A 24,078-nucleotide genomic window follows, 5' to 3' on the forward strand; every position below is an offset into this window, starting at 1 on the left:
ATCAGTAAATCTATGTATTTTTTTATTATAAAGTCGAATGATAGAATCATTTCCCCAGCCATTTGTGGTAATTTTTTTACCGCAAAACCAATTTTCTCTTAATATCTGGCCAACGGTTTGAGTATCCTTAATGTCCCAGCTTGAAAGCTCGTCAAAGGCACTTTGATGAAGCTCTTCGTCTGAATCAAGAGAGAATACCCAGTCTGTTGGTGCTTTCTCTGCAGCATAATTTTTTGTTGGCCCAAACCCAAAAAAATCGCCCTCAATAACAATAACATTGTCGAACGAGCGACAAATACTGATAGTGGCATCGGTAGAACCGTTGTCATAAACAAGCACATTCTTGAAGCCTTTAAGAGACTCCAAGCATTGCTTAATGGTATTTTCGCTATTCTTTGAAATGATGACGGGCGTTATATTTTCTAATAACATAAAAAGCCTAATATTAAATAATTCTGCTTGAATTGTAGCTGCTTTTTATCGTCAGCATTGCATCTAAGGTGCGAGTAAATTTTAATATCGACCTCTCCAGCCGTTTCAAGTTTCGTTCCTGCCACTTGCCAGGTGGCCGAAGGCGACAGCGGTCCAGGTCAATCAGCCAAGGTTCGCCATTAGGGTCGATTAAAATATTGCGGGCGTTGAGATCCACATGGTCAAGCCCTACCTGATGAAAGCGTTTAATCATCGCGCCAACGCGCTTTAGCAGTGCATGGTCGGCTTTATCAGCAGCGAGTAAGGATGCCAGCGCCTGGGCGCCTGGTACTCGCACCGTAAGCAGTGCCGCCTCGTAGGTGACCCCGAAGCGCGTTACGCAGCAGGCAACCGGACGTGGCACAGGTAAACCTTGTTCATACAGCTTGGCGGTTAAGCGTAGCTCGCGGAACGCTCTGGTGCGCTCTTCTCCAAGCCATAGATAGCGTTTTTGGCTTAGCTTGGCGACCAGCCCGCCACGGCGGTAGGGGCGCATTACCCACTGCTCGTTAGCGCGGGCCTGTAAAAAAAGGCTACTGCCACGCCCAGGCGCCTCACCGACGATTAACCCCTGTTTGCGCCAATACTCCTCTTCAAACAGCGTTGTATCGAGTTGGTGTGATGCGCCAGCGTCACTTAAACTGTCTACATCATATAAAATCAGCCAACTTTCCTTCCGGAGTGCCGCTAAGCGCATGAAGCCCTCTCTGCCTGCTCAACCCAACCATATTGCCATTTTGCGCCTCTCCGCGTTGGGAGACGTGTGCAATCTCGTGCCCACGGTGCGGGCATTGCAGCGCCAGTGGCCCCACGCACGTATTACCTGGATTATCGGCAAGGGGGAATACAGTTTACTGGCGGGGCTTTCTGGGGTCGAGTTTGTTGTCTATGACAAGTCTACCGGTCTTTCCGGCATGCGAGCCATTTGGCGGGAACTGGCCGATACGCGTTTTGATGTGCTGCTGCACATGCAGCAGGCCATTCGCGCCAGCGTGCTCTCACTGGGGTTAAAGGCCGATGTGCGGGTAGGGTACGACAAAGCCCGCGCCAAAGATGCCCAGCACTGGTTTACCCAGCGCCAGCTTGCGCCACACCCCAATGCCCATGTGTTGGAGTCGTTTATGGACTTCGCACGCTTATTGGGAGTAGAAGACGACCGCCTCGAGTGGAACTTAGCCGTACCCCCGGTGGCCTACGATGAGGCGCGGGTGATCAGCGGCGAAGGGCCTTATTTAGTGATTAACCCCTGCAGCAACGCGCGGCTGCGTAACTTTCGCAACTGGTCGGTGGAAGGCTACGCTAGCGTTATAGAACATGCGTGGGTGCAGCATGGCTTGAAGAGCGTTTTAACCGGCGGCGGTAGCTCCCTTGAGCGTGAAGTGAGTGACCAGATTGAAGCGCTATGCCAGCCAGGTAGCGTGATTAACGCCATAGGCGGCACATCGTTAAAAGGGGTGCTGGCCCTTATTGATAATGCACAGGCGGTGATTGCCCCGGATACTGGCCCTGTCCATATGGGCAACGCCATGGGGACACCAACGCTTGGCCTTTATGCCACCACCAATCCGCAGAGGGCAGCGCCTTATTTGTGGCGCGACTTTGCCGTCAATGCCTACCCTGATGCGGTGCGCACGTACCTACATAAATCGGTAGAGGAGGTTAGTTGGGGGCAGCGGGTGCGCCATGCCGATGCGATGGATCTAATCAAAGCTGATGATGTGATTGCAAAGCTAGACGCGCTGCTGGCGTATACCGCAGCGCAGCCAACAACAGGACCTTCGGATGAAAGTTGATTTAACCGCCCTAGAACACGCCCGCGTGCTGGTGGTGGGAGACGTAATGCTCGACCGCTACTGGCACGGTGGCACAACGCGTATTTCGCCAGAAGCGCCGGTGCCGGTAGTGCGTGTAGAGAACGCCGACGACCGTCCAGGCGGCGCTGCGAACGTCGCGCTTAATGTGGCCTCCTTGGGCGGCCATGCTGCTTTAGCAGGCGTCGTCGGAGAGGATGACAACGCTGAGCTGTTGACGTCGCGCTTGATGGCTTCAAATGTAAGTACTTACTTTCAGCGTAGCTCAGAAGTACCCACGATTACGAAGCTGCGTGTGATGAGCCGCAACCAACAGTTGCTGCGCTTAGATTTTGAGCAGAGCCTTGAGGGGGTCGATACGTCAGCGCTGTTAGCACAAGTCGAAAAAGCGCTGCCAGCCTGTGATGTGGTGATCCTCTCTGATTACGGGAAAGGCACGCTCAATCAGGTGGAGAAGTTAATCGCGATGGCACGCGCCCATGGTAAACGGGTGCTGATTGACCCTAAGGGCCAGGACTTTAGCAAGTACCGCGGCGCTAGCTTGATTACCCCCAACTTAACCGAGTTTGAAGCGGTGGTTGGGCTGTGTGCGACCGATGACGTGCTTGCCCAACGCGGTGAGGCGCTGCGCACCGAGCTTGAATTGGAAGCCTTGCTCATCACCCGCAGTGAAAAAGGCATGACCCTCATTCGTGAAGGCCATGCGCCGCTGCACTTGCCTACCCGCGCCCAGGAAGTATTCGACGTAACCGGCGCGGGCGATACCGTGATTGGCTTGATGGGCCTCGCCCTGGCGGCAGGCCACGCACTGCCCGAAGCCATGATGCTGGCTAACCTGGGTGCTGGCCTTGTAGTTGCTAAGCCGGGCACCGCAACGCTTTCGGTTGCCGAGCTATATACCGCGCTGCACGGTGACAAGCTTGCGGAGTTTGGCGTAATTGAGCAGACCCCGCTGGTGGAAGCGGTTCGAGGTGCCCAGCTTCGCGGCGAGCGGTTGGTGATGACCAACGGTTGTTTCGATATCCTCCATGCTGGCCACGTGGCGTATCTTGAGCAGGCTAAACGTTTGGGGGACAGGTTGATCGTGGCCGTCAATGACGATGCATCCATAGGCCGTCTAAAAGGCCCCAAGCGCCCTATTAACCCGCTAAACCGACGGATGCAGGTACTAGCAGGGTTAGGCGCCGTCGATTGGGTCGTGCCTTTTAGTGACGATACGCCTCAGGCACTAATTGAAGCCGTTTTGCCGGATATTTTGGTGAAAGGCGGCGACTATCGCCCTGAAGACATTGCTGGTGGGGCCGCGGTGATGGCCAACGGTGGCGAAGTAAAGGTATTAGGCTTTGAAGATGGCGTATCGACGACGGCAATGATTAGCTCTATTTTGGATCGCGAGCGTTAATGTCGCTTCCGACGTGGCCTCGGTGGGCTTACTCAGCGGTGCTTTATGTACTGTCTCCGCTGATTACTTGGCGTATTTGGCGAGAGCAAGTACTTACTTACTCCCGCCTTCAGCGGCTTGGTTTGCGCCTTGGCGAACTCCCCCCGGCGCCGCGCATTTGGCTGCACTGCGCCTCGGTGGGGGAGGTGCGCGCTGCCCGCCCGTTAATAGAGGGCTTGCTGGCGCGGTACCCGAAGCACAGCCTGCTGCTTACCACCATGACCGCTACCGGCGCCCAGCAGGCCCAAGTGCTGATGGATGAGCAAACTGCAGCCGACAACGTAAGGCTTGCCCACTGTTTTCTGCCGCTAGATTATCCTGGCGCGGCAAAGCGCTTCCTCAACCGTGTGAAACCTAAGGTTGCCCTGCTGTTTGAAACCGAGCTGTGGCCCAACCTGCTCCACGCTTGCCATCAACAAGGGGTGCCTGTTGTCGTGGTGAACGGTCGGCTATCGCCGCGGGCCTTTACACGCTATCAGCGTCTGCGCCCGTTGATGGCTAGCGCTTTAGCGAACCTGACGTGGCTGGCGGCGAAATCGGCAGCCGATGCTGCGCGCTTTCAAGCCCTCGGCGCGCGGGCCGAGATCACGACTGTGGTTGGGTCGTTAAAATTCGAGCTTGCCCCTAAAGATAAGGCGATAAAAGAAAGTGAGCGCTTACTTCGCGGCTGGGCGGAGCGGCCTGTATGGGTAGCAGGCTCCACCCGTGAAGGGGAAGAGATGCTACTGTTAGAAGCGCACCGCCAGCTGTGTAAGCGCTTTCCTAATGCGCTATTGGTGCTAGTGCCGCGTCACCCCCAGCGTTTTGATGAGGTAGCGACTCTCTGCACTGACGGCGGGTGGGTGTTAAGCCGCCGCAGCCAGCAACAGGCAGTCACGCCACAAACGCAGGTCTACCTGGGGGATACGTTAGGTGAGTTGGCTACGCTGTATGCAGCAGGCTGCGTGGCCTATGTGGGGGGGAGCTTAGTGCCATTGGGTGGCCACAACGTGCTTGAACCGGCTGCGTTGGGTAAACCGGTGCTCAGCGGCCCCTTTATCGAGAATTTTAACGACGTGGCCGATCCGCTGTTAGCCGTTGGCGCACTCACGTTGGTCAGCACGCCCGATGCGCTAGCGGTAAGGCTAGTCGAGTATTTTGACGCGCCAGAGTGTGCTCGCGAGCAGGGTGAGGCAGGGCGTGTTGCCATCAATGCCCATCGAGGCGCGCTAGCGCGCACTCTCGAAGGGCTTGATGGTTGGTTGGAGCGTTGATTAGCGTAGCGCAGTGCGTTCTACGCCATCTGCCTTACCCAATAGCAATACATCGGCACCGCGAGCAGCAAACAAGCCGTTGGTAACCACGCCCACAATGGCATTAATCCGTGTTTCCATAGCGACGGGATCGTCGATCATAAAATCAAAGCAGTCGATGATTTGATTACCGTTATCGGTCACTACACCTTGCCGATACACAGGGTCTGCGCCTAGCTTGACCAGCTCTCTGGCAACGTAAGAGCGCGCCATCGGGATGACTTCTACCGGCAGTGGAAAGCTACCGAGCCGAGCCACTTCTTTCGAGCCGTCGGCGATGCAGATAAAACGTTCAGCGCAGGCGGCAACAATTTTTTCACGGGTAAGCGCGGCTCCGCCGCCTTTTATCATGTGTAAGTGAGCATTAACTTCGTCTGCACCATCTATATAGAAAGGAATGCTGCCAACACTGTTAAGCTCAAACACCTCAATGTCTAAGGCTTGTAGGCGCTTGGCACTCGCCTCTGAGCTGGCAACGGCCCCTCTGAAGCGGTCACGTAGCGGGCCTAAGCAGTCAATAAACAGGTTGGCGGTTGAACCTGTGCCGATACCCAACACGGTATCTTTCTCAAGGTGTAGTTCTATCTCTTTAATGGCAGCGTCCGCCACGGCGGCTTTTAGTTCATCTTGGGTCATTGTGTTTTCCAGCGTCAGGGTTGGCAGGTGATCCCTAGTATAACGGCCCCAGCGATAACTGCCGATGGAAACGCTGCTAGACGTCGCTAGGCGTAATCTGCTACCAATAAGAGCCTTGTCCGTACCCCTATGGGTCACGCTATTTTTCTGGGAATTCCGCATGCTAGAAGCAACCGTCAAAAAGATCCTCCAAGCCCGCGTTTACGAAGCCGCTTGTGAGACCCCCATTTCTCCTGCTCCCTTTTTGTCGCGTCGCTTCCATAACCAAATTTTAATTAAGCGCGAAGATTTGCAGCCGGTGTACTCGTTCAAAATTCGCGGCGCCTATAACAAAATGGCTCAGCTCACCGAAGAGCAGAAGGCCAAGGGGGTGATCGCTGCATCAGCAGGCAATCATGCCCAGGGGTTGGCTATGGCAGCCAAGCTAATGGGCGTTAAAGCCATCATTGTGATGCCACGCATTACGCCGGACATCAAGGTTCAGGCGGTGCGTGCTCGTGGGGCTAAAGTCATCCTGAAAGGCGATGCCTTTGCCGCCGCTGCCGAGCACGCGCAGGAATTGATCAAAGAGCACGGCTATACCTACATCCCACCCTTTGATGATATCGATGTGGTGGCAGGCCAGGGCACCATTGGCGTAGAAATTCTGCGCCAGCACAGTGGCCGCCTAGACGCTATTTTCATTCCGGTGGGCGGCGGTGGGTTAATCGCTGGAGTGGCCGCCTATGTGAAGTACTTGCGTCCTGATATCAAGATTATTGGTGTAGAAGCCGAAGACAGTGCCTGCCTGAAAGCCGCCTTAGAGGCGGGTGAGCGGGTGGTGCTGGATCAGGTGGGTGTATTTGCCGAGGGTGTGGCGGTTGCACAAATTGGCGAGGTGCCGTTCTCTCTTGTGCGCGATTTGGTGGACGAGGTGATTACGGTTAACACCGATGAAATGTGCGCTGCGGTGAAAGATATCTTTGAAGATACGCGTGCGGTGGCGGAAACCTCGGGTGCGCTTTCGCTGGCGGGGCTGAAAAAGTACGTGCAGCAAACGGGCGTTGAAGGCCAAACGCTGATTTGCATCAACTCGGGGGCTAACACCAACTTTGACCGCCTGCAGCATATCGCTGAGCGCACCGAGCTTGGTGAACAGCGTGAAGCGATCTTGGCGGTGACGATTTCCGAGAAGCCCGGCAGTTTTAAAAAATTCTGCCGTACCTTAGGCAAGCGTATGGTGACTGAGTTTAGCTATCGCTACGCTGACAATAGCGAAGCCCACATCTTTGTCGGTGTGCAGGTGAAGCCCGGCGGGGAAGACCGCCAAGCGGTACTGGATAAGCTTCGCGAAGGGGGCTACCAGGTGGAAGACCTTACTGATAACGAGCTAGCGAAACTGCATATTCGTCACCTGAGTGGCGGCCGCCCCAGCGAGCGCTTCGAAGAGGAGCTTTATCGCTTTGAGTTTCCAGAGCGGCCAGGGGCGTTGATGAACTTCCTAACCCAGCTGCCCCACGACTGGAATATTTCGCTGTTTCATTACCGCAACCACGGTGCCGCCTACGGCCGCGTATTGGTGGGGATGCAAGTGCCGAGCAGTGACCGCACCCACGTGGCTGAATATTTAGATGCAATTGGATACCGCTATTGGCAGGAGAGCGATAACCCAGCCTATCGTTTGTTTATGGCTTAGTAGTATGTAAGCGCTTACTAACGCCATGAGTGAGAGCAGCTAGGCAGTCTAAACGCTATGAAACGTTTAATTGGACGTTAAAAATAGCGCTTATCGCTGTTGTCAGCAGGGCCTTATAGCCCTATAGTCATGATCGAAATTAATGCAGTGTGTCTCCTTTCCAAAGGTAAAGCCTGGGTGACGCACTGAGGGGTATTTGGCAACCGTGAAAGATGTTGGAGAAGAGGCATGCGGCGGAAGAAGCCTGATATGGTGATGGCGTTAACAGTGGTGTTTTTACTCGGCGTACTTGCCACTGGATATGCGCAGGCAGTGTCGGGGAGTTAACTCATCAGGTTATACCTCCCGCGCATTCAGCTCACGCTGCTGCACCTATTGGTAATTAATTGTTTTGCAAACGGGCTGCCCTCTAGGGTTAGCCCGTTTTTGTTGGACGCACCGTCACTTGGTCGCTGACGACGGCATTAAGTGGAATGTCCCAAGGCTCCACGGGGAGCGTCTCTACCTGCTGGCAGGCATGGGCAACACCGATCAGTGCGGGGGCAGGCCCTTTTCTTTGCATGAAGGCGAGACTACGGTCATAAAAACCGCCGCCCATGCCCATACGGTTTGCTTCAGCATCAAAGCCTACCAGTGGCACAATCAACGTATCCAATGCCCAGGCAGGTAACCGATGACGCCTGTTAGCTGCGAAGCGTGGGCACGGTTCGGCAATGCCAAACCGGTTTTTAACCATCGGTGTTGTAGCCCGGTAAACCACAAACCAGAGGCTATTGGCGCTGAAAGGGCGAAGCACCGGTAGATAAACCTCGACATTACGCTGGCGTAGCCAAGGAAGTAGCGGTGTTGGGTCAATCTCACCATTCACCGGTAGATAGAGGCTGATGCGTTTAGCTCGGCGAATTTCGGGCAGCCGTTTTAGCCGTTGGCAAAGGGCCATGGCGGCCTGGCGCTGTTGGTAAGGGGAAAGTGCCTGTCGCTTGCGCTTGAGTTCGCGCCGCAGGGCGCGCTTATCATCCAAGCGGCAATGGTAAGTGGTATGGCGGGAAGAGAGGTCGTGCATTGAAAGTGTTCCCCAGAGTGCCGCTGTCGTTCTGGCCCTGAACCTACTGGTTCAGGTGGGTGGCCGCAGCCAGACCGTCAGGCTTTCCGACGCACGGACATGCACACGGGCCTGGCTAGCATTTGGCCCCCTGGGTACTGCGCATAGGCTCGAGGGACTATAACGACTGGCGTACACCCCAGAGAACACCACTATCCTACCAGAGCCAGGGCTAATGCCAAAGTATCGCGTTAAGGTTCTTCGGCACGGCGCGTTTTGGCCAGTGCGCGTTCAAGCTGGTCATTCAAGCGGCTGAGGTTCGCTTCGCCAGCACGGTGCTCGTCTAACGTTTCAAGCAACTCATGGGTAATATTAAGCGCCGCCATAATGGCAATCCGCTCACTGCCCAGCACGCTACTTTGAGCATGAATGCCTTGCATGGCGCGGTCTAAATAGCGAGCAGCGCGCTCAAGCTTGGCTTCTTCACCGGAATCGCAGGCAATTACATAGCTGCGACCCAGTAGGGTGACTTCTTTAGTTGGCCGCTTAGCGTTACTCATCAAAGGCTCCAGCACAGGTCATTTTGTTGACCGATGCGTTAACATCACTGCATAGGAAGGATAGACGGCGTTCACTATAAGAGAGCCGCTTACGTGGGGTCAACGCGCAGGCGCGCCGACCGTTGTTCTATTGTATTCGTCTTCACTTACTCTAAAGCGAGTTATTACCATGTCTCTTATTGAAGAGCGCCAGGACTTTTCTGACGTTGCGGATGTGTTTCTACTGCATGGCAGCATGCAGTCCCCGGCTTTCTTGGACGGTCGCCTGTCTGGCCTCTTGGCGCTGCGTGACATTACCGCCCAAGCGTGGCTGGAGGAGGTCTGCTTAAGTCTAGGCGTTGAGCAACCCCGTGACGAGGCCAGCGCTGAACGCTTACTAGGCTGGCGTCGGCAAACGCTGGAAGCGCTTAGCGCCAGCGATTTGAATTATGCCCCGTTGCTGCCTGATGAACTGTTCTCGTTGGCCGAGCAGGCCCAGGGTCTGAAAGAGTGGACGCTAGGCTTTATGGAAGTTGTCGAAGACGCTGCCGACGAGTCGATGCGTGAACGCTGGTCGCAAACCCTGCGTGAAGCCATTGAGGACTTGGCAGGGCTTGCGCAGATCGAAACTGATATCGACGATAGCCCTGAAAACGAGAATGACCTATTTGCGCTGACTGAACACGCACGTATGGCGGCCATGTTGCTGTATACCGAACAACACCCCGGCATGCCTCAGGTTGAACAAACAGACACCCCCGTTCACTAAGTTTTTTTACGTAATCTCTAACCAGCCCATTAATTGTTAGGAGTCGATATGTTGCCTGAGCTATTGCCCCGCCCCGCAGCGATTGAGCCAGCCGAGTACCTGAAGCGGCGCGAGGCGCTGATAGCGCAGCTACCGCAAAATGCTGCCATGGTGGTGCCAGGTGCTTCTTTGGTAACGCGCTCCCACGATAGCGAGTACGCGTTTCGCCAGCAGAGCGACTTCTACTACCTTACCGGCATTCAAGAGCCCGATGGGTTGCTGGTGCTGTTGCCCGGCCGCGAGGAGGGTCAAAGCGTGGTGTTTTGCCAAGACCGCGACCCCACTCTGGAAGCCTGGACGGGTAGGCGGCTGGGCGCCCTGGGTGTTGAACGCCTGCATGGTATTGACCAGGCGTATGAAAATGCCCAGCGCGATGAGCTGTTGCCAAGCCTGCTGGAAGGCCGCGAATTGCTTTATGTACCGCTGGATAACCCCGAGGCCTTAAGCATTGCAGAAAACGCGCTAGCCCATGCGCAGGCGGGATTGCGGCGTGGTAAACCAGCGCTAAAAGGCTGGCTCGATAGCCGACCGTTAACTCACCAAATGCGCTTGATTAAGAGCCCTGCAGAAATCGCACTGCTGCGTCATGCAGCAGCTATTTCCGCCCAGGCCCATGTTCGTGCAATGCGCGTTTGCCAACCAGGGTTGAGCGAGTACCAACTGCAGGCGGAACTGGAGCACGAGTTTAAGTGGCAGGGTGCCAGCGGGCCGGCTTACAGCACTATTGTGGGCGGTGGCGCTAACGCCTGCGTGCTGCACTATATTGAAAATAGCGATGTGCTGGATGCGGATACGCTGGTGCTGATCGATGCAGGCGCCGAATTTGATCTGTATGCCGGGGATATCACGCGCACCTTTCCTGTTAGCGGGCGTTTTAGCGAAGCCCAGCGGGCTCTTTACCAAGTCGTCTTAGAGGCCCAAGAGCGCGCTATCCAAGCGGTTGCGCCTGGTGCAAGCTTGGTGGATATCCACCAAAGGGTGGTGCGTGACTTAACGGCAGGCTTGATCTCTCTAGGGCTGCTAGAGGGCGATGTAGAGGCGCGTATTGATGATGAGAGCTATCGCCGCTTCTATCTGCACTCTACGTCTCACTGGCTAGGGCTGGATGTTCACGATGTGGGTACTTACCGCCTTGATGAGCAAACCCCGCGCCCGCTAGTAGAAGGCATGGTGCTGACGGTTGAACCTGGCCTGTATATTCCTGAGGACGACGAACTGCCAGCGGTGTATCGCGGCATAGGCATTCGTATTGAAGACAATGTGGTGGTGACTTCAGCAGGGCATGAGGTGCTTACCTCAGGCGTGCCTAAGCAGGTGGCTGAAATTGAGCAGTTGATGGCTACTAAATAACCGCTGAGAATTAAGCTGTTTCTGCATTATGTAAATTACGTTACGGTTTACGATAGAGTTTCAGGAGAAGCCCATGCTAGGCGCTAATCAGGAGAAACAAACGCTCAGCCACGATATCGTGATAGTCGGCGGTGGGCTGGTAGGGGCAAGCTTGGGCTGTGCATTGGCGCCGCTGATTGAGCGTTACGGCTGGCGCGTGGCGATTATTGAAGCGGCAGCGTTGCCTGAAAACAGTCAGGAAACGCCCTGGCAGCCCAGCTTTGATGCCAGGGCCAGCGCTATTGCCGAAGGGTCTGCCCAGCGCTTTCGCCAACTGGGCGTTTGGGAAGCCATGCAGCAAGAAGCCGCGCCCATTGAGCGCATTCATATTAGCGAACGAGGGCGCTTAGGCGCAGCGCGGTTAAGCGCTAAAGAGCTGGGTGTTGCAGCATTAGGGCATGTTATACCCAATGCCTGGATGGGACGCGTGCTTCACCAGCAGCTTCAGCGATTGCCCATAGAGTGGTACTGCCCGGCTAAGGTTGACCAGCTAACGCCCCAAGCCTACGGCCACCACTTAGTGCTCTCTGATGGGCGCGAGCTAACGGCGGCGCTCACTATTTTGGCAGACGGTGGACGTTCCGATCTTAAAGAGCAACTGGGGATCAGTAGCCGCCACCACTCTTATGAACAAACCGCGCTGATTGCCCATGTTGGGGTAAGCCAACCCCATCAAGGTGTGGCCTATGAACGATTTACCGCAGAGGGGCCCATTGCGCTACTGCCGTTACCAGGCCAAGCCATGGAGCTAGTATGGACCCATACCAGTGGCGCCGACCAAGCGCGCTTAGCCCTATCTGACCGAGCGTTTTTGCATCAATTACAAACCGCCTTTGGCGATCGGGTTGGACGTTTTACGCGGGTTGGGCAGCGTTTCAGCTATCCGCTATCGCTAGTTACTGCCGAAGAACCCGTACGGCCTGGGTTGGCGGTACTGGGCAATGCGGCCCATGCGCTTCATCCGGTAGCAGGCCAGGGGTTCAATCTTGCGCTACGCTCGGTAATGGATCTAGTGGAAGCGCTAGAGCAGGGTGCCCAACATCAGCGCTCGTTGGGCGATATGCCAACGCTGCTTGCCTTTGAACAGCGGCGTGCCCGAGACCGGGCCAACGTTATCCGATTTAGCGACGGCTTGGTGCGTTTATTCGGATACTCACTGCCTCTGTTGCCCCATGCCCGCGCGGCTGGGCTGATTGGGCTTAATTTGATAGGCCCGCTGCGCCGTGGCCTTGCGCGTCGGGCCATGGGCCTGGAGCGTTGATTTACTAAGCAATTAAGGGACGTGCTATGACAACGCAAACAGCGGCAAGCAAAGCGCCGGTTGAAGACTTTGACGCGGTGATTGTTGGAGCGGGCATGGTCGGAACGGCGCTGGCAGGGTTGCTAGCAAAAGCGGGTATGCGGGTAGCACTGGTAGAAGCGAAAGCGTCGCCACTGCAACTTAGCGCGTTTGGTGGCCATGCGCCTGCGCCAAGGGTAAGCGCCCTTACACCGGTTTCCCAGCGCCTGTTGACCCACCTAGGGGCATGGCCCGCCATGGAGGCGACCAGAGTAACGCCTTACCGCTATATGCAGGTGTGGGATGCTGACGGCAGCGGCAGCATTGATTTTTCTTCCGATGAAGCGGGCGCCCCCGTGCTGGGGCATATTGTTGAAAACGATGTCACCTTAGCGGCGCTCAATGAGCAGGTGCTTCATTTGCCCGGGGTTAGCCCCCTTTTCGGTTCGCGTATTCAAGCGTTACAAACCACCGATACCGGGCGTTGGCTGGTACTGGAGGACGGTCGTCAGCTGCATACCCCGCTGTTAGTCGCTGCAGACGGCGCTCGCTCTGCCCTGCGTGAGCTGGCAGGGATTGAGGTCGCTGAAGAGGCGATGGAGCAGGATGCGCTAGTGACGACGGTTTTGTGCGAAAAAACGCATGGTGCCACGGCGCGTCAGGCTTTTATTGCAGGAAGCCCTTTAGCCTTTTTACCGCTGACGGTGAAGGGCGATGATCGTTACTGCTCAATTGTATGGTCTACCACCCCAGACCATGCAACGTCACTCGCGAGTCTTTCCCGGGAAGCATTAGGTGACGCGCTGGGGAGTGCATTTAGTCACCGGCTGGGTGAGGTGACAGTGGTAGATAGTGCCCATCGGTTTCCGCTCGTGCAGCGGCATGCAGCGCACTACGTGCAGCCCAACCTTGCCCTGGTAGGCGACGCCGCCCACAGCATACACCCGCTGGCTGGGCAGGGCGTAAACCTGGGCTTTATGGATGCGGCGGTGTTGGCTGAAGAGGTGATCACTGCCTGGCAACGCGGCGCGCCGTGGGGGGCGTTAACCACCTTGACCCGCTACGAGCGGCGGCGGCGTTTTGATAACAGCGCCATGTTAGGGCTCATGAAAGGCTTTAAGGTGCTGTTTGGTAGTCATGTGCCGGTGCTCACCCTCGCGCGAAATATAGGTATGAGCGGTATGAATCAACTGGTGCCGTTAAAGCGCGTGATTATGCGGCAGGCCACTGGAGAGCGTGGTCGCCTGCCGCTGTCGTGCCGTTAGCGGCGGCGGCGGTCCACAACGTTGAGCGCTTTAAGCAGATTAAGCGCTTCGCTGAGCTGGTAATCATCCTGCAAACGCTGGACGGCGGCGGAGCGCTCACGAGGTAGAGCCGATTGACCGCCCAGATGTCCATCAAGGTCGGCTTCGCGGATCTCGCGGCGGCTTTCGGCAACCTCTAGTCGGCCACGTACTACCTCTACATCCGGCGCGATGCCTTGTGCTTGAATCGAGCGCCCGTTGGGCGTGTAGTAAAGCGCGGTGGTGAGCTTAAGGCCTTCACCGTTACCCAGCGGCATAATCTGTTGCACTGAGCCTTTACCGAAGCTTTCGGTACCCATGACGACCCCGCGGCGCTGGTCTTGCAGTGCCCCTGCGACAATTTCAGCCGCTGAGGCGCTGCCGCTATTAATCAGCACCACTAGCGGTACGTCACCAGCGGGCGTTGCCGGTGAGGCTGAAAACGACATTTCGGTGTCGGAAAGCCGCCCCTCAGTGTACACAATCAGCCCTTCATCTAGGAACAGGTCGGCCACGCCGACAGCGGCCTGCAGCACGCCGCCAGGGTTATTACGTAAATCGAGAATTAAGCCTTCAAGAGGTTTTTCGCGGCCCATGCGTTCTATTGCTTGGCGCGCCTGATCTGGGGTGCGTGACTGGAACTGGCTGATGCGTAAATAGCCATAGCCAGGTTCAAGCACCTCATGCTTGACGCTTTCACTGCGAATGATTTCTCGGTTCAGGGTAAATTCGCGGGGCGCATCTTCGCCTGCGCGCAGTACGGAAATACGAAGCTGGCTGCCCGGCTCACCGCGCATCATGCTGACCGCTTCCTGAAGTGACATGTTGTCGGTGGGGGTGCCGTCAATGGCAATAATAATATCCCGGGAGAGCAGCCCAGCACGGGAGGCGGGGGTGTCGTCAATGGGCGTAATAACCATCAGCTGGCCATTTTCGGTGCCCACTTCAATGCCAATGCCGCCAAACTCGCCCTGGGTGGATTCACGCAGGCTTTGATACTCCTCTTCGTCCAAATAGGCCGAGTGAGGATCCAGCTCGTTGAGCATGCCGCGCATGGCGTTACGCAGCAGCGTGCGGTCATCCACTTCTTCTACATAGCCGCGTTTAATGCGCTCAAATACTTCCGCAAAGGTTTGAATCTCTTCTAACGGAAGATCGTCAGCCGCGCTGTTACCTGCGGGCTGGGCCACTAGCGGTAGCGGCGCTAACAACAGGGCAAGCGGTAGCAGGGTAGCCAAAAAACGCTTGGCGGGGACCGATACCTCGGTAACAGATAGCGTCATGCAGACTCCGCTAGGCGAAAGGCAGCGCATCTCTGCGCTGCGCAAAGTTAATCGTTAAAGCTTTATAGGTGGTGATACACGTCAGCTTATCCCGTCAGCGGCGTGCAATCCAACGTTGAGGGTTAATTGGTTCACCGCCACGGCGCACTTCAAAGTAGAGCGCCGAGCGTGACTGGCCGCCACTGTTACCGACCCGGCCAATTTCATCGCCCCGGCTGACTTGTTGGCCAGGGCGAGCGCTGAACTGCTGTAAATGGGCGTGCAGGGTCATAATCTGGTCGCCGTGGTCGATGATCAGCAGGTTGCCAAAACCACGCATCCATTCAGCAAAAACGACGCGGCCGCTGTGAACCGCCGTTACCGCAGTGCCTTCGTTGGCCTGGATAACAATGCCGTTATAGTGTACGCCGTCACGGCGTTGGAAATCCGCGGTAATTGACCCCTGCACTGGCCAGGGCAGGTCGCCTTGGGTGCGGGTGATATGGGTGGTAGGGGTGGGTTGCGATAAGCGGGCAAGCTCTGCCTGAATAGCGCGCAGCTGCTGCTCTGCCTGTTCCCGGCTCTGGTTAAGGTCCGCAAGGCGATCAGCTTCGCTGCCATAACGGTCATCTAGCGTTGCCACGACGCCGCGTCGCTCAGTAGTGCGCTGGGCGAGTAGCTCGCTCTGGGCCTCCAGCTCGTCTGCCAATGTATCAAGCCGTGTTTGGCGCTCGCTCAAGGCGTGTTGCGTATCGGCAAGCGCGGTATCAAGGCGTCTAATGTCTGCTAGACGCTGCTGGCGAGCTTGGGTCAGTCGGTTTAAGTAGGCCTGCATACGATCTAGCTCAGCCGGGTCGTTTTGGTTAAGCAGGAGTTTAAGCTGAGGCGTTGGGCCAAGGCGGAAGAGCGCGGCCAGCTGTTGAGCGAGCGCGGTGTATTGAGCATCTCGCTCAGTTTGTAAGCGATCTCTGTGCTGAAGTAACTGCGTGGTTTCCTCGTTTAGCTGGCGGCGTTCGGCCTGAAGCGTATCCAGGCGCTGGTGGGTGTCGGCCAGCTCGGTTTCTACCTCTTTTAACTCGCGTTCAGCGCTGTCGCGCGCTTGACCAGTGGCGCCCAGGCGCTGGGAGAGCGAATCAATTTCTTGGCCAAGGGCATCTAGCTGCTGGCGTGCGGCACTTTCATTTGGCTGGGCGAAAGTAACCGCTGGCGCATACCATAGCGCCAGCATAGCCAGGAGCGTTAAACAGTGCCGCATGGGCATTAATTAAAACGTATGAGCGGCTTCCCGGTCATTGCTTCGGGAAGGGGTTGGTTCATTATCGTCAGCAGCGTAGGCGCTAAATCGCACAGGCGGCCATCTTCTAAAGCGCCGCTTCGCTCACCTACGTAAATCAACGGCACCATAAAGGTGGTGTGGGCGGTTTGCGGGGCGCCGGTTTCTGGATGCACCATCTGTTCAGCGTTACCGTGATCAGCCGTAATCAAACAGGCGCCGCCTGCGCGCTCGATGGCTTCTACCACGCGGCCAACGCAGGTGTCGACGGTTTCAATTGCCTTAACGGCAGCATTAAAATCGCCGGTGTGGCCGACCATATCGCCATTGGCATAGTTGCAGATCATTAGGTCAAAACGGCCGCTGTCGATTGCTTCTACTAGCTTATCGGTGATTTCAAAAGCGCTCATTTCGGGCTTTTCGTCGTAGGTTTTGACGTCCCGCGGTGAGGGCACGAGGATGCGCTCTTCGCCTTCGTACTCGGCTTCGTTGCCACCCGAGAAGAAGAAGGTAACGTGAGGGTATTTCTCGGTTTCGGCAATGCGTAGCTGGGTAAGGCCGCGCTTAGCAACCACTTCACCAAGAGTGTCGCTCAGATCTGACGGCGGAAACGCCGCTGGCGCGGGAATGTCGGCAGCGTACTGGGTCATCATTACTAAGCCGTCACCCGCGAGTTTTGGACAAACGCGACGCTCAAACCCCGTGAAATTGGGCTCGGTGAAGGCGCGGGTTAGCTCGCGGGCGCGGTCAGAACGGAAGTTGAGGAAAATCGCCGCGTCACCATCTTGTAGGGTAATAGCGCCTTCATTGAGCGGAATACTGCTAGAAGCTACAAATTCGTCGGTCTCACCGCGCTGGTAAGCGTCTCGTAGGGCGGTTTCGGCACTGGAGGCAATGAAGTCGGCATGACCGTCGGTAAGTAGACGGTAAGCTTGTTCAACGCGTTCCCAGCGATTATCGCGGTCCATGGCGTAGAAACGACCAATCACCGAGGCCACGAAACCGTTGTCAGCGCCAACCAGCTCCGCTAAACGGGCGTTAGCACGCTCAATTGAACGTAGCGCACTTTGTGGTGGCATATCGCGGCCGTCTAAAAAAGCATGGACATAAATACGCTGAGCACCGCGGCGGGCGGCCAGTTCAGCCATGGCAATAAAGTGGTCTTCATGGCTATGTACGCCGCCAGGGGAGAGTAGCCCCAGCAGGTGGACAGGACGACCGTTGGCGACGGCTTCGTCAATCGGCTTGGTTAGCACCTCAATCGTATCTAGGTCGCCTTCTTCAATGGCTTTCGTGATACGGGTAAAGTCCTGATACACAACGCGCCCGGCGCCGATGTTCATATGGCCCACTTCGGAGTTGCCCATTTGCCCCTCAGGCAAACCCACATGAAGGCCGTCGGTGTGGACGAAGGCGTGGGGGCGGTTGGCCCACAGTTTATCCATGGCAGGCGTGTTGGCGGCGGCCACGGCATTGTGAGCGCTGTCGGGGTTATGGCCGTAGCCGTCTAAAATGATCAGCGCCACGGGGCGCGGAGTAGTAGATGTAGCCATGGAAAAAACCTCGTTAAGTGGGTCCGTCAAACAATGTGAGGAGCGCTTTGAAACCTTATTAAAGGCTGCTCAGGCAGTTTTCAGGCAACACCTTATGATCGGGGTCGCGACGCTCGCGTGCATGGGGCATCATAACGCAGGCAGCCGTCGGGCGTCATGGCCTGCGCGGAATGCTGTGTGACGTGTATACTTGTCGCGTTTCTGACAGTGGCTAGGCCGCTTTTTTCTGCATAGACCAAGAGATTATGTTCGCGATGATCGATCAGCTGTTCGAATTCGTAATGAATCACCCCCTATTAGTGGGGGCGTTTTTGCTGGTACTGATAGCGTGGATTACCTATGAAACGCGCAGTGCTGCCACCAATGCCGTGACCTCTACAGAGGCCACCCAGCTCATTAACCGTGAAGACGCGGTGGTGCTGGATATTCGTGAAAGCAAAGACTTTAAAGCCGGGCATATCGCTGGCGCACGCAACATACCCCAAAGCAGCCTTGATAGCCGCATGAGCGAACTGGAGAAAGTTAAAAGCCAGCCGATTATCGTGGTGTGTAAGCATGGCCAGAGCTCTGGCGCTGCCCATGCAAAACTCTCCAAAGCGGGTTTCGAGCGTGCTACCAAGCTTAAAGGTGGTATGGCGCAATGGCAGGCCGATGGTTTACCGGTCGTTAAAAAGTAATCACGTGGTTGGTAATATCTGCGTGACGTTATTTATCGAATGAATTATCAGGAGCATTCCAATGGCGGAAGATAACAATACCCCCCAGGCTGGCGCCGCAGAAGGCGAAAAGCCACAGCTGAAGTTCTCTTTACAGCGTATCTACGTAAAAGATATTTCGTTTGAAGCGCCTAATTCGCCCTCTGTGTTTAAGCAGGCGTTCAAACCTAAGGTCAATCTCGACCTTAACACCACCAGCCAGAAAATCGCTGACGACCAGTACGAAGTCGTGGTGAAGGTGACGGCTCAGGTTAACGATAGCGAAACGGGCACCACGTCGTTTCTCGCTGAAGTCGAGCAAGCGGGCCTATTCCGTATCTCGGGTATCGAAGGTGCCCAGCTTGAGCAAACGTTAGGTGCGTTCTGCCCTAACCTGCTGTTCCCTTACGCCCGTGAGTGTGTGGACAACCTCGTCAATCGTGGCGGCTTCCCCCCGCTGATGCTGGCGCCGGTAAATTTTGAAGCCATGTACGCCCAGCGCAAGCAGCGTGAAGCGCAGCAGGCTCAACAAGCCGCAGAGAATACTCACTAAGCTATGTCGGAAACGTTGCTCGCCGCTGATTGGGTTGCCTTGCACGGTAAAATGCCGCGTCTCTATGTGCCTGCTGAGTTTGTAGTAGGCGCAACCTTAACGCTTCCGGAAGGCCCTGCGCGACACGTTACGCGGGTGCTGCGGATGGGCGAAGGCGCGCCACTGATGCTGTTTGACGGTCAGGGGCGAGAGGCGGGCGTGCGCTTAGCTGACGTGAGTCGCAAACACACGACGGTGCGTATTAAGGCGCTCTGGCAAGGCAGCGGCGAGTCGCCACTGGCCGTGCATCTTGGTCAAGCGATTTCCAAAGGCGACCGAATGGACTACGCCATTCAAAAAGCCGTGGAGTTAGGCGTTGCCGCGATTACCCCGCTCTATACCGAGCGGGGTGATGTACGCCTCAAAGGTGACCGGGAAGAGAAAAAGCTGGCGCATTGGCAGGCAGTCGCTGCCAGTGCCTGCGAACAGTGCGGGCGTGCGGTAGTGCCACCGGTTTATCCACCCATCGCGCTTGATGAGTGGCTCGCCGATCGCCAGGAGCCGCTGCGTTTAATGCTGCACTTGGCAACAGGCAACGCCTTTAACCAACAGTCTCGCCCTAATGCGGCGGCGCTGTTGATTGGCCCTGAAGGTGGTTTAAGCGACGTGGATATTAACGCCGCTATTGCCAGCGGTTTTACGCCGCTCACGCTAGGGCCTAGGGTACTGCGTACTGAAACCGCCCCGGTGGTGGCTTTAACGCTACTGCAGCATCACTTTGGTGATTTGTAAGCACTGATTAGTGTAAACACCTTCCACGCAGTCGCTGCCCAGCAATGCGGTGGCAGCGTTTTTATACGCTTTTCCCCTCGGTTGGTTTGGCTGGCCGCCGCGACGCTTTGCCTTGCGTGCGCAACCCACCATAATGAAGCTCTACTTCTTGTAAGGACGGTACCCATGGTCCGTGAGTCACACTCATCTCCCCGCTCCGCTAGCGATGCATCTGCCCAGTTGGGTGATGTGGCGTACTTAACCGTGACGGCGGTCAACAGTACGGGGGCGTTTCTACAGTGGGGGCAGCCTAAAGATGTGCTGTTGCCTTACAGTGAGCAGCGCTTTCGGCCTGACCCCGGCAAGCGGGTACTGGTCATGCTTTATAGTGATGACCAGKGGCGTCCAGTGGCCACCATGCGTCTTGACCGTTTTTTAACCGACGATGCCTGGGCCCTGGAGAAGGGGGATGAAGTCTCTGTGGTGGTTGCCGACCGAACGGATTTAGGTATGAAGGTCGTGGTTAATCACCGCTACTGGGGGCTGATTTATCAAGATGATATTACTCAGCCGCTGCGCCGTGGGCAGTCGCTTAAGGGCTATGTTAAGCAGCGCCGTGAAGATGGCCGAGTGGATATTTCGCTACTGCCACCAGGGGCTGCCCGCTTAGACGTGGTGGGTGACAAGGTGCTACAGGCGCTGCGCGAAAGCGGTGGTTACTTGCCCTTGGGCGATAAAAGCTCGGCTCACGAAATCAAAACACGGTTGGGGGTAAGTAAGAGCGCTTATAAGCAGGCGATTGGGCGGCTCTACAAGCAGCAGTTAATCACCTTAGAACCGGGGGCTGTGCGCCTTGTTGTCGGCGCCCTCACTGATGAGCAAACTAAGTAGCCGCAAATAGTGATGGTTGGAGCCGTACAGGCAGTGCGGCATACTGGCGGCTATTGTTCATGTATGGATAGGTACCTCAATGAGCCAGGCAACGTTGCATCTCGGTGTGGTGATGGATCCCATCAGCGACATCGCTTACAAGAAAGATACCACTATGGCTATGTTGTGGGCAGCTCAAGAGCGCGGCTACACCCTGCACTATATGGAGCAGGAGGATCTTTTCTTGCAGGCGGGAAAAGCTTACGCGCGTATGCGCCCGCTGACGGTGCATCGTGACCCCAGTCACTGGTTCGACTTGGGAGAAGCGGCGCAGCGTCCGCTCGCTGAGTTAGACGTGGTGCTAATGCGCAAAGACCCGCCGGTAGATGCTGATTTTACCAATGCGGTTCATCTATTAGGGTTTGCCGAGCGAGATGGCGTGCTAGTGGTCAATCCCACCGCAGCGCTTTTGCAGTGCAACGAAAAGCTTTTTGCCCAGCAGTTCCCCCACTGCTGTGCCCCCACGATAGTCGCTAGCCGTGATGACGTACTGCGTGCTTTCCACGCCGAGCACGGCGATGTGATCTTCAAGCCGCTTGATGGCATGGGCGGCACCGGTATTTTCCATATTGGCCCCGATGGCCGTAACATTGGTGCCGTGATTGAGCAGCTGACATTGCGTGGCCAACGGCAAATTATGGCGCAGCGCTATTTGCCGGAAATCAAAGATGGCGACACGCGTATCTTGTTGGTTGATGGTGAGCCGGTACCCTTTGGGTTGGCACGTATACCATCAGCAGGGGAAACCCGAGGCAATCTTGCCGCCGGTGGACGTGGCGTCAGCCGAGAGCTGACCGAGCGTGACCACTGGCTCATCCAGCAGGTGCAGCCCATGATTCGCGAAAAAGGGTTGATGTTTGTTGGTTTAGACGTGATCGGCGATTACATCACCGAAATTAACGTCACTAGCCCAACCTGCGTGCGTGAAATCGATGACCAGCGCGGTACCGATATTGCTGGCATGCTGCTGGACGCGATTGAGCGTCGGCTTACCTAAAGGTTGAACGTTCTAGTCGCTAAATAATTCGAGGCTTGCCGAGCAATCGGCGGGCCGTAGGAGACGCATGCAAAGTTTAAAGCATCACTTTTTAATGGCAATGCCGCACTTAGAAGACCCCAATTTTGCCGGCAGCCTGATCTATCTTTGTGACCATGATAACAATGGTTGCATGGGCGTTATCGCTAACCGGCCGCTAGAGATTACCTTGGACGCCCTGTTTGAACAGCTCTCATTAGGGGGCGACGACAGTCCACATCGTAATGCACCGGTTTATTATGGCGGCCCCATGCATAAGGATCGTGGTTTCATTTTGCACCTGGGTGATAGTCAAGAGTGGGACTCCAGCGTCCAAGTGGAAGATAATATTGCGCTTACCACCTCAATGGATATTCTCCAGGCGCTAGCTGATGGCACAGGGCCTGAGCATTTTCTGGTCTGTTTAGGCTGTGCGGGCTGGGATGTTGGGCAGTTGGAGGAGGAGCTAAAAGAGAACGCGTGGCTGACCGTTGAAGGCGAGGGAAGCGTGCTGTTTGATACGCCCCCAGCCGAGCGTTTAACTGCCGCCGCTGGAATTTTGGGCGTTGACCTAAATCTGATGACCCGTGATGCAGGGCATGCGTGATGGTGAAGTGTCATGGCTGATAGCGGGCAGCGGCTGATCCTCGGATTTGATTTTGGCACCCGGCGCATAGGGGTTGCCGTGGCGAACGAGCTGCTAAAGAGTGCGCGAGAACTGTCGCCGCTCACCGCACGCGACGGCATTCCTGATTGGAACCTTGTCACACGTTTAGTAGAGGAGTGGCAGCCTGATCTGTTTGTAGTGGGGTTGCCACTCAATATGGATGGCACTGAATCAGCGATGAGCACGCGGGCACGTAAGTTTGCTAATCGCCTTCATGGGCGTTTCGGCAAGCCGATTGAAATGGTTGATGAGCGAGGCTCTACTCGCGAAGCCAAGCAAATTGCGCATGCGGCGGGCCACCGTGGTAATTACCGGGAAGAGAGCGTTGACGGCATCGCCGCCGTGCTTATTTTAGAAGGCTGGTTTGCCCACCAGGAAGGACTACCCGGCGGGCGTAGCGCTTATTAACGCGGTATAGAAAATTATCGATCCAGCGTACCGGTTTGGGAGGGGACGAACCAGCGTACTGAGCGCAGGTCTTTCTCAATCAAATCGTCAACGTTCAGAAGCGTTGCGAAAATAGCCATGCGCATGGGAATACCGTTATCCGTCTGACGGAAAATCGCCAAACGCGGATCCCCGTTTAAGTCTACATGCAGGTCATTGGCGCCCGGGCGGCTATCTCGGGGCAGTGGGTGCATGACAATCGTGCCCTGATTGCAACGGTGGTCAAGAAATTCGCGATTGACCATAAAGTCGTCGGAAAGCCCCTGAAAGCTCTCGTTCATCTCGTCGGTAAAGCGCTCTTTCTGAATCCTCGTGGTGTAAACCACATCCAGGTCCGAGAAATCGCTGGCCAATGAGTCGCGCTGTTCAATGCGGTGCCCGCGTGAGGTCACTAAGTCAATCAGTGTTGAAGGCATCTCAAGCCCAGGCGGAGAAACCAGGGTAATGCGCAGCGGATCGTAAAGGGACAACAGCTTAATCAGCGAATGCACTGTACGGCCATACTTTAAATCGCCGGTCAGTAAGATATGCGCGCCACTGAGCGATTTACCTAACCGCTGAAACTCTTTATCAATCGTATAAAGGTCTAGCAACGCTTGGCTTGGGTGTTCTCCCGGGCCATCCCCACCGTTAATCACCGGCACGTTGGTCGCCGCTGCAAACTCTGCCACTGAGCCTTGATCAGGATGGCGCATGACAATCGCATCGCAGTAGCCACTCATTACCCGACTAGTATCGTAGAGCGATTCTCCCTTCGCCATGGAAGAGAAGGTAAAACCGGTGGTGTCGCATACGCTGCCCCCTAAGCGGCAAAAAGCAGCATTAAAGCTCACCCGCGTTCGTGTACTGGCCTCAAAGAAAAGATTGCCGAGCACCGCGCCTTCCAGCACACGCGTCACCTGGCGCCGCTGTGCAATCGGCTCCATGCGCGAGGCAACACGCAATAAGTGATTAACGCTTTCGCGGCTTAATGAATCGACGGTTAATAAGTGCTGGCTCATCGTAGACCTCAAAGTAGATAGGCATTCAGTGCTATAAGGCAGGTATAAGTGTAACTGCCAAAGCAGTGGCGCCGAAGTGCTTTCAAAAGCCAAATCTGAGCGTATTGAAACTTTCTTCTCCTTATTTTCTAAAAGCCCTTGCCAAGACGGCGGCGAATCCGTAAAGTACGCATCCGCTGCCGGGGACGCCAAGCGTTACCAGCGGTGAATGAAGGTGAAAACCTTCGGTTYGYCASWAGSTTWGAGCRGTTRYATKRCYYGCCTCG

24 protein-coding genes and 1 other RNA gene are annotated in these 24,078 nt (G+C 55.9%); 15 read left to right on the forward strand and 10 right to left on the reverse strand.

All coding sequences use genetic code 11. From position 1 onward, the window contains the following. On the reverse strand, nt 1–432 hold a 432-nt coding region (locus tag MOY_RS16175; protein ID WP_009101983.1), incomplete at its 3' end, for a glycosyltransferase family 2 protein. Between the two features lie 13 nt (nt 433–445). Beyond that, nucleotides 446–1,168: a 3-deoxy-D-manno-octulosonic acid kinase gene (locus MOY_RS16180; RefSeq protein WP_009101985.1), complete on the reverse strand. Its 723-nt coding sequence runs from the start codon at nt 1,166–1,168 to the stop codon at nt 446–448. On the opposite strand from MOY_RS16180, the gene MOY_RS16185 reads away from it, so the two are divergent. From MOY_RS16185 to waaA, 3 genes are read left to right on the forward strand one after another with little or no spacing between them, the layout of a single operon-like run. Continuing rightward, the gene (locus tag MOY_RS16185) at nt 1,167–2,264 is read left to right on the forward strand and encodes a glycosyltransferase family 9 protein (protein WP_009101987.1); all 1,098 of its coding nucleotides are present in this window, start codon (nt 1,167–1,169) and stop codon (nt 2,262–2,264) included. The genes MOY_RS16180 and MOY_RS16185 overlap by 2 nt on opposite strands. Continuing rightward, a complete protein-coding gene (gene hldE / locus MOY_RS16190) occupies nt 2,254–3,684 on the forward strand; it encodes a bifunctional D-glycero-beta-D-manno-heptose-7-phosphate kinase/D-glycero-beta-D-manno-heptose 1-phosphate adenylyltransferase HldE (RefSeq protein ID WP_009101990.1) in 1,431 nt (476 codons plus the stop codon). The genes MOY_RS16185 and hldE overlap by 11 nt, the downstream gene beginning before the upstream one ends. Beyond that, complete coding sequence (gene waaA, locus MOY_RS16195) at nt 3,684–4,976, forward strand: lipid IV(A) 3-deoxy-D-manno-octulosonic acid transferase (protein WP_009101992.1); 1,293 nt, start codon at nt 3,684–3,686, stop codon at nt 4,974–4,976. Before hldE ends, waaA begins: the two co-directional genes overlap by 1 nt. Here the strand turns inward: waaA and rpiA are convergent, their stop codons facing one another. Further along, entirely contained in the window at nt 4,977–5,651 is a 675-nt protein-coding gene (gene rpiA / locus MOY_RS16200) for a ribose-5-phosphate isomerase RpiA (RefSeq protein ID WP_009101994.1), read from the reverse strand. Between the two features lie 160 nt (nt 5,652–5,811). Here rpiA and ilvA point away from each other — a divergent pair, with 160 nt between their 5' ends. Beyond that, nucleotides 5,812–7,326, forward strand: coding sequence for a threonine ammonia-lyase, biosynthetic (ilvA, locus tag MOY_RS16205; protein WP_009101996.1), 1,515 nt, complete (start codon nt 5,812–5,814; stop codon nt 7,324–7,326). Nucleotides 7,327–7,741: 415 nt separating this feature from the next. Here the strand turns inward: ilvA and MOY_RS16210 are convergent, their stop codons facing one another. The 3 genes from MOY_RS16210 to MOY_RS16215 form a co-directional block, all read right to left on the reverse strand. After that, nucleotides 7,742–8,389 carry a 5-formyltetrahydrofolate cyclo-ligase gene (locus tag MOY_RS16210; RefSeq protein WP_009101998.1) on the reverse strand — a complete coding sequence of 216 codons (648 nt, stop codon included), beginning with the start codon at nt 8,387–8,389 and terminating at the stop codon, nt 7,742–7,744. Nucleotides 8,390–8,394: 5 nt separating this feature from the next. After that, a non-coding RNA gene (ssrS, locus tag MOY_RS17080) (6S RNA) lies at nt 8,395–8,577 on the reverse strand. Between the two features lie 42 nt (nt 8,578–8,619). Then, nucleotides 8,620–8,928: a cell division protein ZapA gene (locus MOY_RS16215; RefSeq protein ID WP_009102001.1), complete on the reverse strand. Its 309-nt coding sequence runs from the start codon at nt 8,926–8,928 to the stop codon at nt 8,620–8,622. A gap of 169 nt (nt 8,929–9,097) precedes the next feature. Here MOY_RS16215 and MOY_RS16220 point away from each other — a divergent pair, with 169 nt between their 5' ends. From MOY_RS16220 to MOY_RS16235, 4 genes are all read left to right on the forward strand, one after another. Further along, the gene (locus MOY_RS16220) at nt 9,098–9,676 is read left to right on the forward strand and encodes a UPF0149 family protein (protein ID WP_009102002.1); all 579 of its coding nucleotides are present in this window, start codon (nt 9,098–9,100) and stop codon (nt 9,674–9,676) included. Between the two features lie 48 nt (nt 9,677–9,724). Further along, the gene (gene pepP / locus MOY_RS16225; protein ID WP_009102003.1) at nt 9,725–11,065 is read left to right on the forward strand and encodes a Xaa-Pro aminopeptidase; all 1,341 of its coding nucleotides are present in this window, start codon (nt 9,725–9,727) and stop codon (nt 11,063–11,065) included. Between the two features lie 73 nt (nt 11,066–11,138). Continuing rightward, nucleotides 11,139–12,365 (forward strand): 2-octaprenyl-6-methoxyphenyl hydroxylase, encoded by a 1,227-nt coding sequence (gene ubiH / locus MOY_RS16230; protein ID WP_009102004.1) that lies wholly within the window; start codon nt 11,139–11,141, stop codon nt 12,363–12,365. 26 nt (nt 12,366–12,391) lie between these two features. After that, entirely contained in the window at nt 12,392–13,648 is a 1,257-nt protein-coding gene (locus tag MOY_RS16235) for a UbiH/UbiF/VisC/COQ6 family ubiquinone biosynthesis hydroxylase (RefSeq protein WP_009102005.1), read from the forward strand. Here MOY_RS16235 and MOY_RS16240 read toward each other — a convergent pair. The 3 genes from MOY_RS16240 to gpmI form a co-directional block, all read right to left on the reverse strand. Continuing rightward, nucleotides 13,645–14,949: a S41 family peptidase gene (locus MOY_RS16240; RefSeq protein ID WP_009102006.1), complete on the reverse strand. Its 1,305-nt coding sequence runs from the start codon at nt 14,947–14,949 to the stop codon at nt 13,645–13,647. The genes MOY_RS16235 and MOY_RS16240 overlap by 4 nt on opposite strands. A gap of 94 nt (nt 14,950–15,043) precedes the next feature. Further along, entirely contained in the window at nt 15,044–16,183 is a 1,140-nt protein-coding gene (locus MOY_RS16245; protein ID WP_105208903.1) for a peptidoglycan DD-metalloendopeptidase family protein, read from the reverse strand. A gap of 5 nt (nt 16,184–16,188) precedes the next feature. Continuing rightward, the gene (gpmI, locus tag MOY_RS16250; protein WP_009102008.1) at nt 16,189–17,754 is read right to left on the reverse strand and encodes a 2,3-bisphosphoglycerate-independent phosphoglycerate mutase; all 1,566 of its coding nucleotides are present in this window, start codon (nt 17,752–17,754) and stop codon (nt 16,189–16,191) included. 254 nt (nt 17,755–18,008) lie between these two features. Between gpmI and MOY_RS16255 the strand changes: the two genes are divergently transcribed. From MOY_RS16255 to ruvX, 7 genes are all read left to right on the forward strand, one after another. Beyond that, on the forward strand, nt 18,009–18,431 hold the full coding sequence (locus MOY_RS16255) for a rhodanese-like domain-containing protein (RefSeq protein WP_009102010.1): 423 nt from the start codon (nt 18,009–18,011) through the stop codon (nt 18,429–18,431). A 61-nt stretch (nt 18,432–18,492) separates the two neighbouring features. Beyond that, nucleotides 18,493–19,002, forward strand: coding sequence for a protein-export chaperone SecB (gene secB, locus MOY_RS16260; RefSeq protein ID WP_009102012.1), 510 nt, complete (start codon nt 18,493–18,495; stop codon nt 19,000–19,002). 3 nt (nt 19,003–19,005) lie between these two features. Continuing rightward, nucleotides 19,006–19,773 (forward strand): 16S rRNA (uracil(1498)-N(3))-methyltransferase, encoded by a 768-nt coding sequence (locus tag MOY_RS16265; protein ID WP_009102014.1) that lies wholly within the window; start codon nt 19,006–19,008, stop codon nt 19,771–19,773. Between the two features lie 165 nt (nt 19,774–19,938). Then, nucleotides 19,939–20,643 carry a CvfB family protein gene (locus MOY_RS16270; RefSeq protein ID WP_009102016.1) on the forward strand — a complete coding sequence of 235 codons (705 nt, stop codon included), beginning with the start codon at nt 19,939–19,941 and terminating at the stop codon, nt 20,641–20,643. A 79-nt stretch (nt 20,644–20,722) separates the two neighbouring features. After that, nucleotides 20,723–21,679: a glutathione synthase gene (gshB, locus tag MOY_RS16275; RefSeq protein ID WP_009102018.1), complete on the forward strand. Its 957-nt coding sequence runs from the start codon at nt 20,723–20,725 to the stop codon at nt 21,677–21,679. Between the two features lie 67 nt (nt 21,680–21,746). Next, a complete protein-coding gene (locus MOY_RS16280) occupies nt 21,747–22,304 on the forward strand; it encodes a YqgE/AlgH family protein (protein WP_009102019.1) in 558 nt (185 codons plus the stop codon). Nucleotides 22,305–22,316: 12 nt separating this feature from the next. Further along, nucleotides 22,317–22,772: a Holliday junction resolvase RuvX gene (gene ruvX, locus MOY_RS16285; RefSeq protein ID WP_009102021.1), complete on the forward strand. Its 456-nt coding sequence runs from the start codon at nt 22,317–22,319 to the stop codon at nt 22,770–22,772. 14 nt (nt 22,773–22,786) lie between these two features. On the opposite strand, the gene MOY_RS16290 is transcribed toward ruvX, so the two are convergent. After that, the gene (locus MOY_RS16290) at nt 22,787–23,812 is read right to left on the reverse strand and encodes an aspartate carbamoyltransferase (RefSeq protein WP_009102022.1); all 1,026 of its coding nucleotides are present in this window, start codon (nt 23,810–23,812) and stop codon (nt 22,787–22,789) included. Nucleotides 23,813–24,078 lie beyond the last annotated feature (266 nt).

Origin of the sequence: Halomonas sp. GFAJ-1 (genome assembly GCF_000236625.2) — a bacterium.
Taxonomy (GTDB): Bacteria; Pseudomonadota; Gammaproteobacteria; order Pseudomonadales; family Halomonadaceae; genus Vreelandella.

Excerpts from the sequence above, each read along its gene's own strand:
- MOY_RS16220 (WP_009102002.1), top strand. The coding sequence starts at position 9,098 with ATGTCTCTTATTGAAGAGCGCCAGGACTTTTCTGACGTTGCGGATGTG.
- gpmI (WP_009102008.1), bottom strand. The coding sequence starts at position 17,754 with ATGGCTACATCTACTACTCCGCGCCCCGTGGCGCTGATCATTTTAGAC.
- gshB (WP_009102018.1), top strand. The coding sequence starts at position 20,723 with ATGAGCCAGGCAACGTTGCATCTCGGTGTGGTGATGGATCCCATCAGC.
- MOY_RS16210 (WP_009101998.1), bottom strand. The coding sequence starts at position 8,389 with ATGCACGACCTCTCTTCCCGCCATACCACTTACCATTGCCGCTTGGAT.
- MOY_RS16265 (WP_009102014.1), top strand. The coding sequence starts at position 19,006 with ATGTCGGAAACGTTGCTCGCCGCTGATTGGGTTGCCTTGCACGGTAAA.
- pepP (WP_009102003.1), top strand. The coding sequence starts at position 9,725 with ATGTTGCCTGAGCTATTGCCCCGCCCCGCAGCGATTGAGCCAGCCGAG.
- ruvX (WP_009102021.1), top strand. The coding sequence starts at position 22,317 with ATGGCTGATAGCGGGCAGCGGCTGATCCTCGGATTTGATTTTGGCACC.
- MOY_RS16185 (WP_009101987.1), top strand. The coding sequence starts at position 1,167 with ATGAAGCCCTCTCTGCCTGCTCAACCCAACCATATTGCCATTTTGCGC.
- MOY_RS16235 (WP_009102005.1), top strand. The coding sequence starts at position 12,392 with ATGACAACGCAAACAGCGGCAAGCAAAGCGCCGGTTGAAGACTTTGAC.
- MOY_RS16240 (WP_009102006.1), bottom strand. The coding sequence starts at position 14,949 with ATGACGCTATCTGTTACCGAGGTATCGGTCCCCGCCAAGCGTTTTTTG.
- hldE (WP_009101990.1), top strand. The coding sequence starts at position 2,254 with ATGAAAGTTGATTTAACCGCCCTAGAACACGCCCGCGTGCTGGTGGTG.
- secB (WP_009102012.1), top strand. The coding sequence starts at position 18,493 with ATGGCGGAAGATAACAATACCCCCCAGGCTGGCGCCGCAGAAGGCGAA.
- MOY_RS16180 (WP_009101985.1), bottom strand. The coding sequence starts at position 1,168 with ATGCGCTTAGCGGCACTCCGGAAGGAAAGTTGGCTGATTTTATATGAT.
- rpiA (WP_009101994.1), bottom strand. The coding sequence starts at position 5,651 with ATGACCCAAGATGAACTAAAAGCCGCCGTGGCGGACGCTGCCATTAAA.
- waaA (WP_009101992.1), top strand. The coding sequence starts at position 3,684 with ATGTCGCTTCCGACGTGGCCTCGGTGGGCTTACTCAGCGGTGCTTTAT.
- MOY_RS16290 (WP_009102022.1), bottom strand. The coding sequence starts at position 23,812 with ATGAGCCAGCACTTATTAACCGTCGATTCATTAAGCCGCGAAAGCGTT.
- MOY_RS16215 (WP_009102001.1), bottom strand. The coding sequence starts at position 8,928 with ATGAGTAACGCTAAGCGGCCAACTAAAGAAGTCACCCTACTGGGTCGC.
- ilvA (WP_009101996.1), top strand. The coding sequence starts at position 5,812 with ATGCTAGAAGCAACCGTCAAAAAGATCCTCCAAGCCCGCGTTTACGAA.
- ubiH (WP_009102004.1), top strand. The coding sequence starts at position 11,139 with ATGCTAGGCGCTAATCAGGAGAAACAAACGCTCAGCCACGATATCGTG.
- MOY_RS16255 (WP_009102010.1), top strand. The coding sequence starts at position 18,009 with ATGATCGATCAGCTGTTCGAATTCGTAATGAATCACCCCCTATTAGTG.
- MOY_RS16245 (WP_105208903.1), bottom strand. The coding sequence starts at position 16,183 with ATGCGGCACTGTTTAACGCTCCTGGCTATGCTGGCGCTATGGTATGCG.
- MOY_RS16280 (WP_009102019.1), top strand. The coding sequence starts at position 21,747 with ATGCAAAGTTTAAAGCATCACTTTTTAATGGCAATGCCGCACTTAGAA.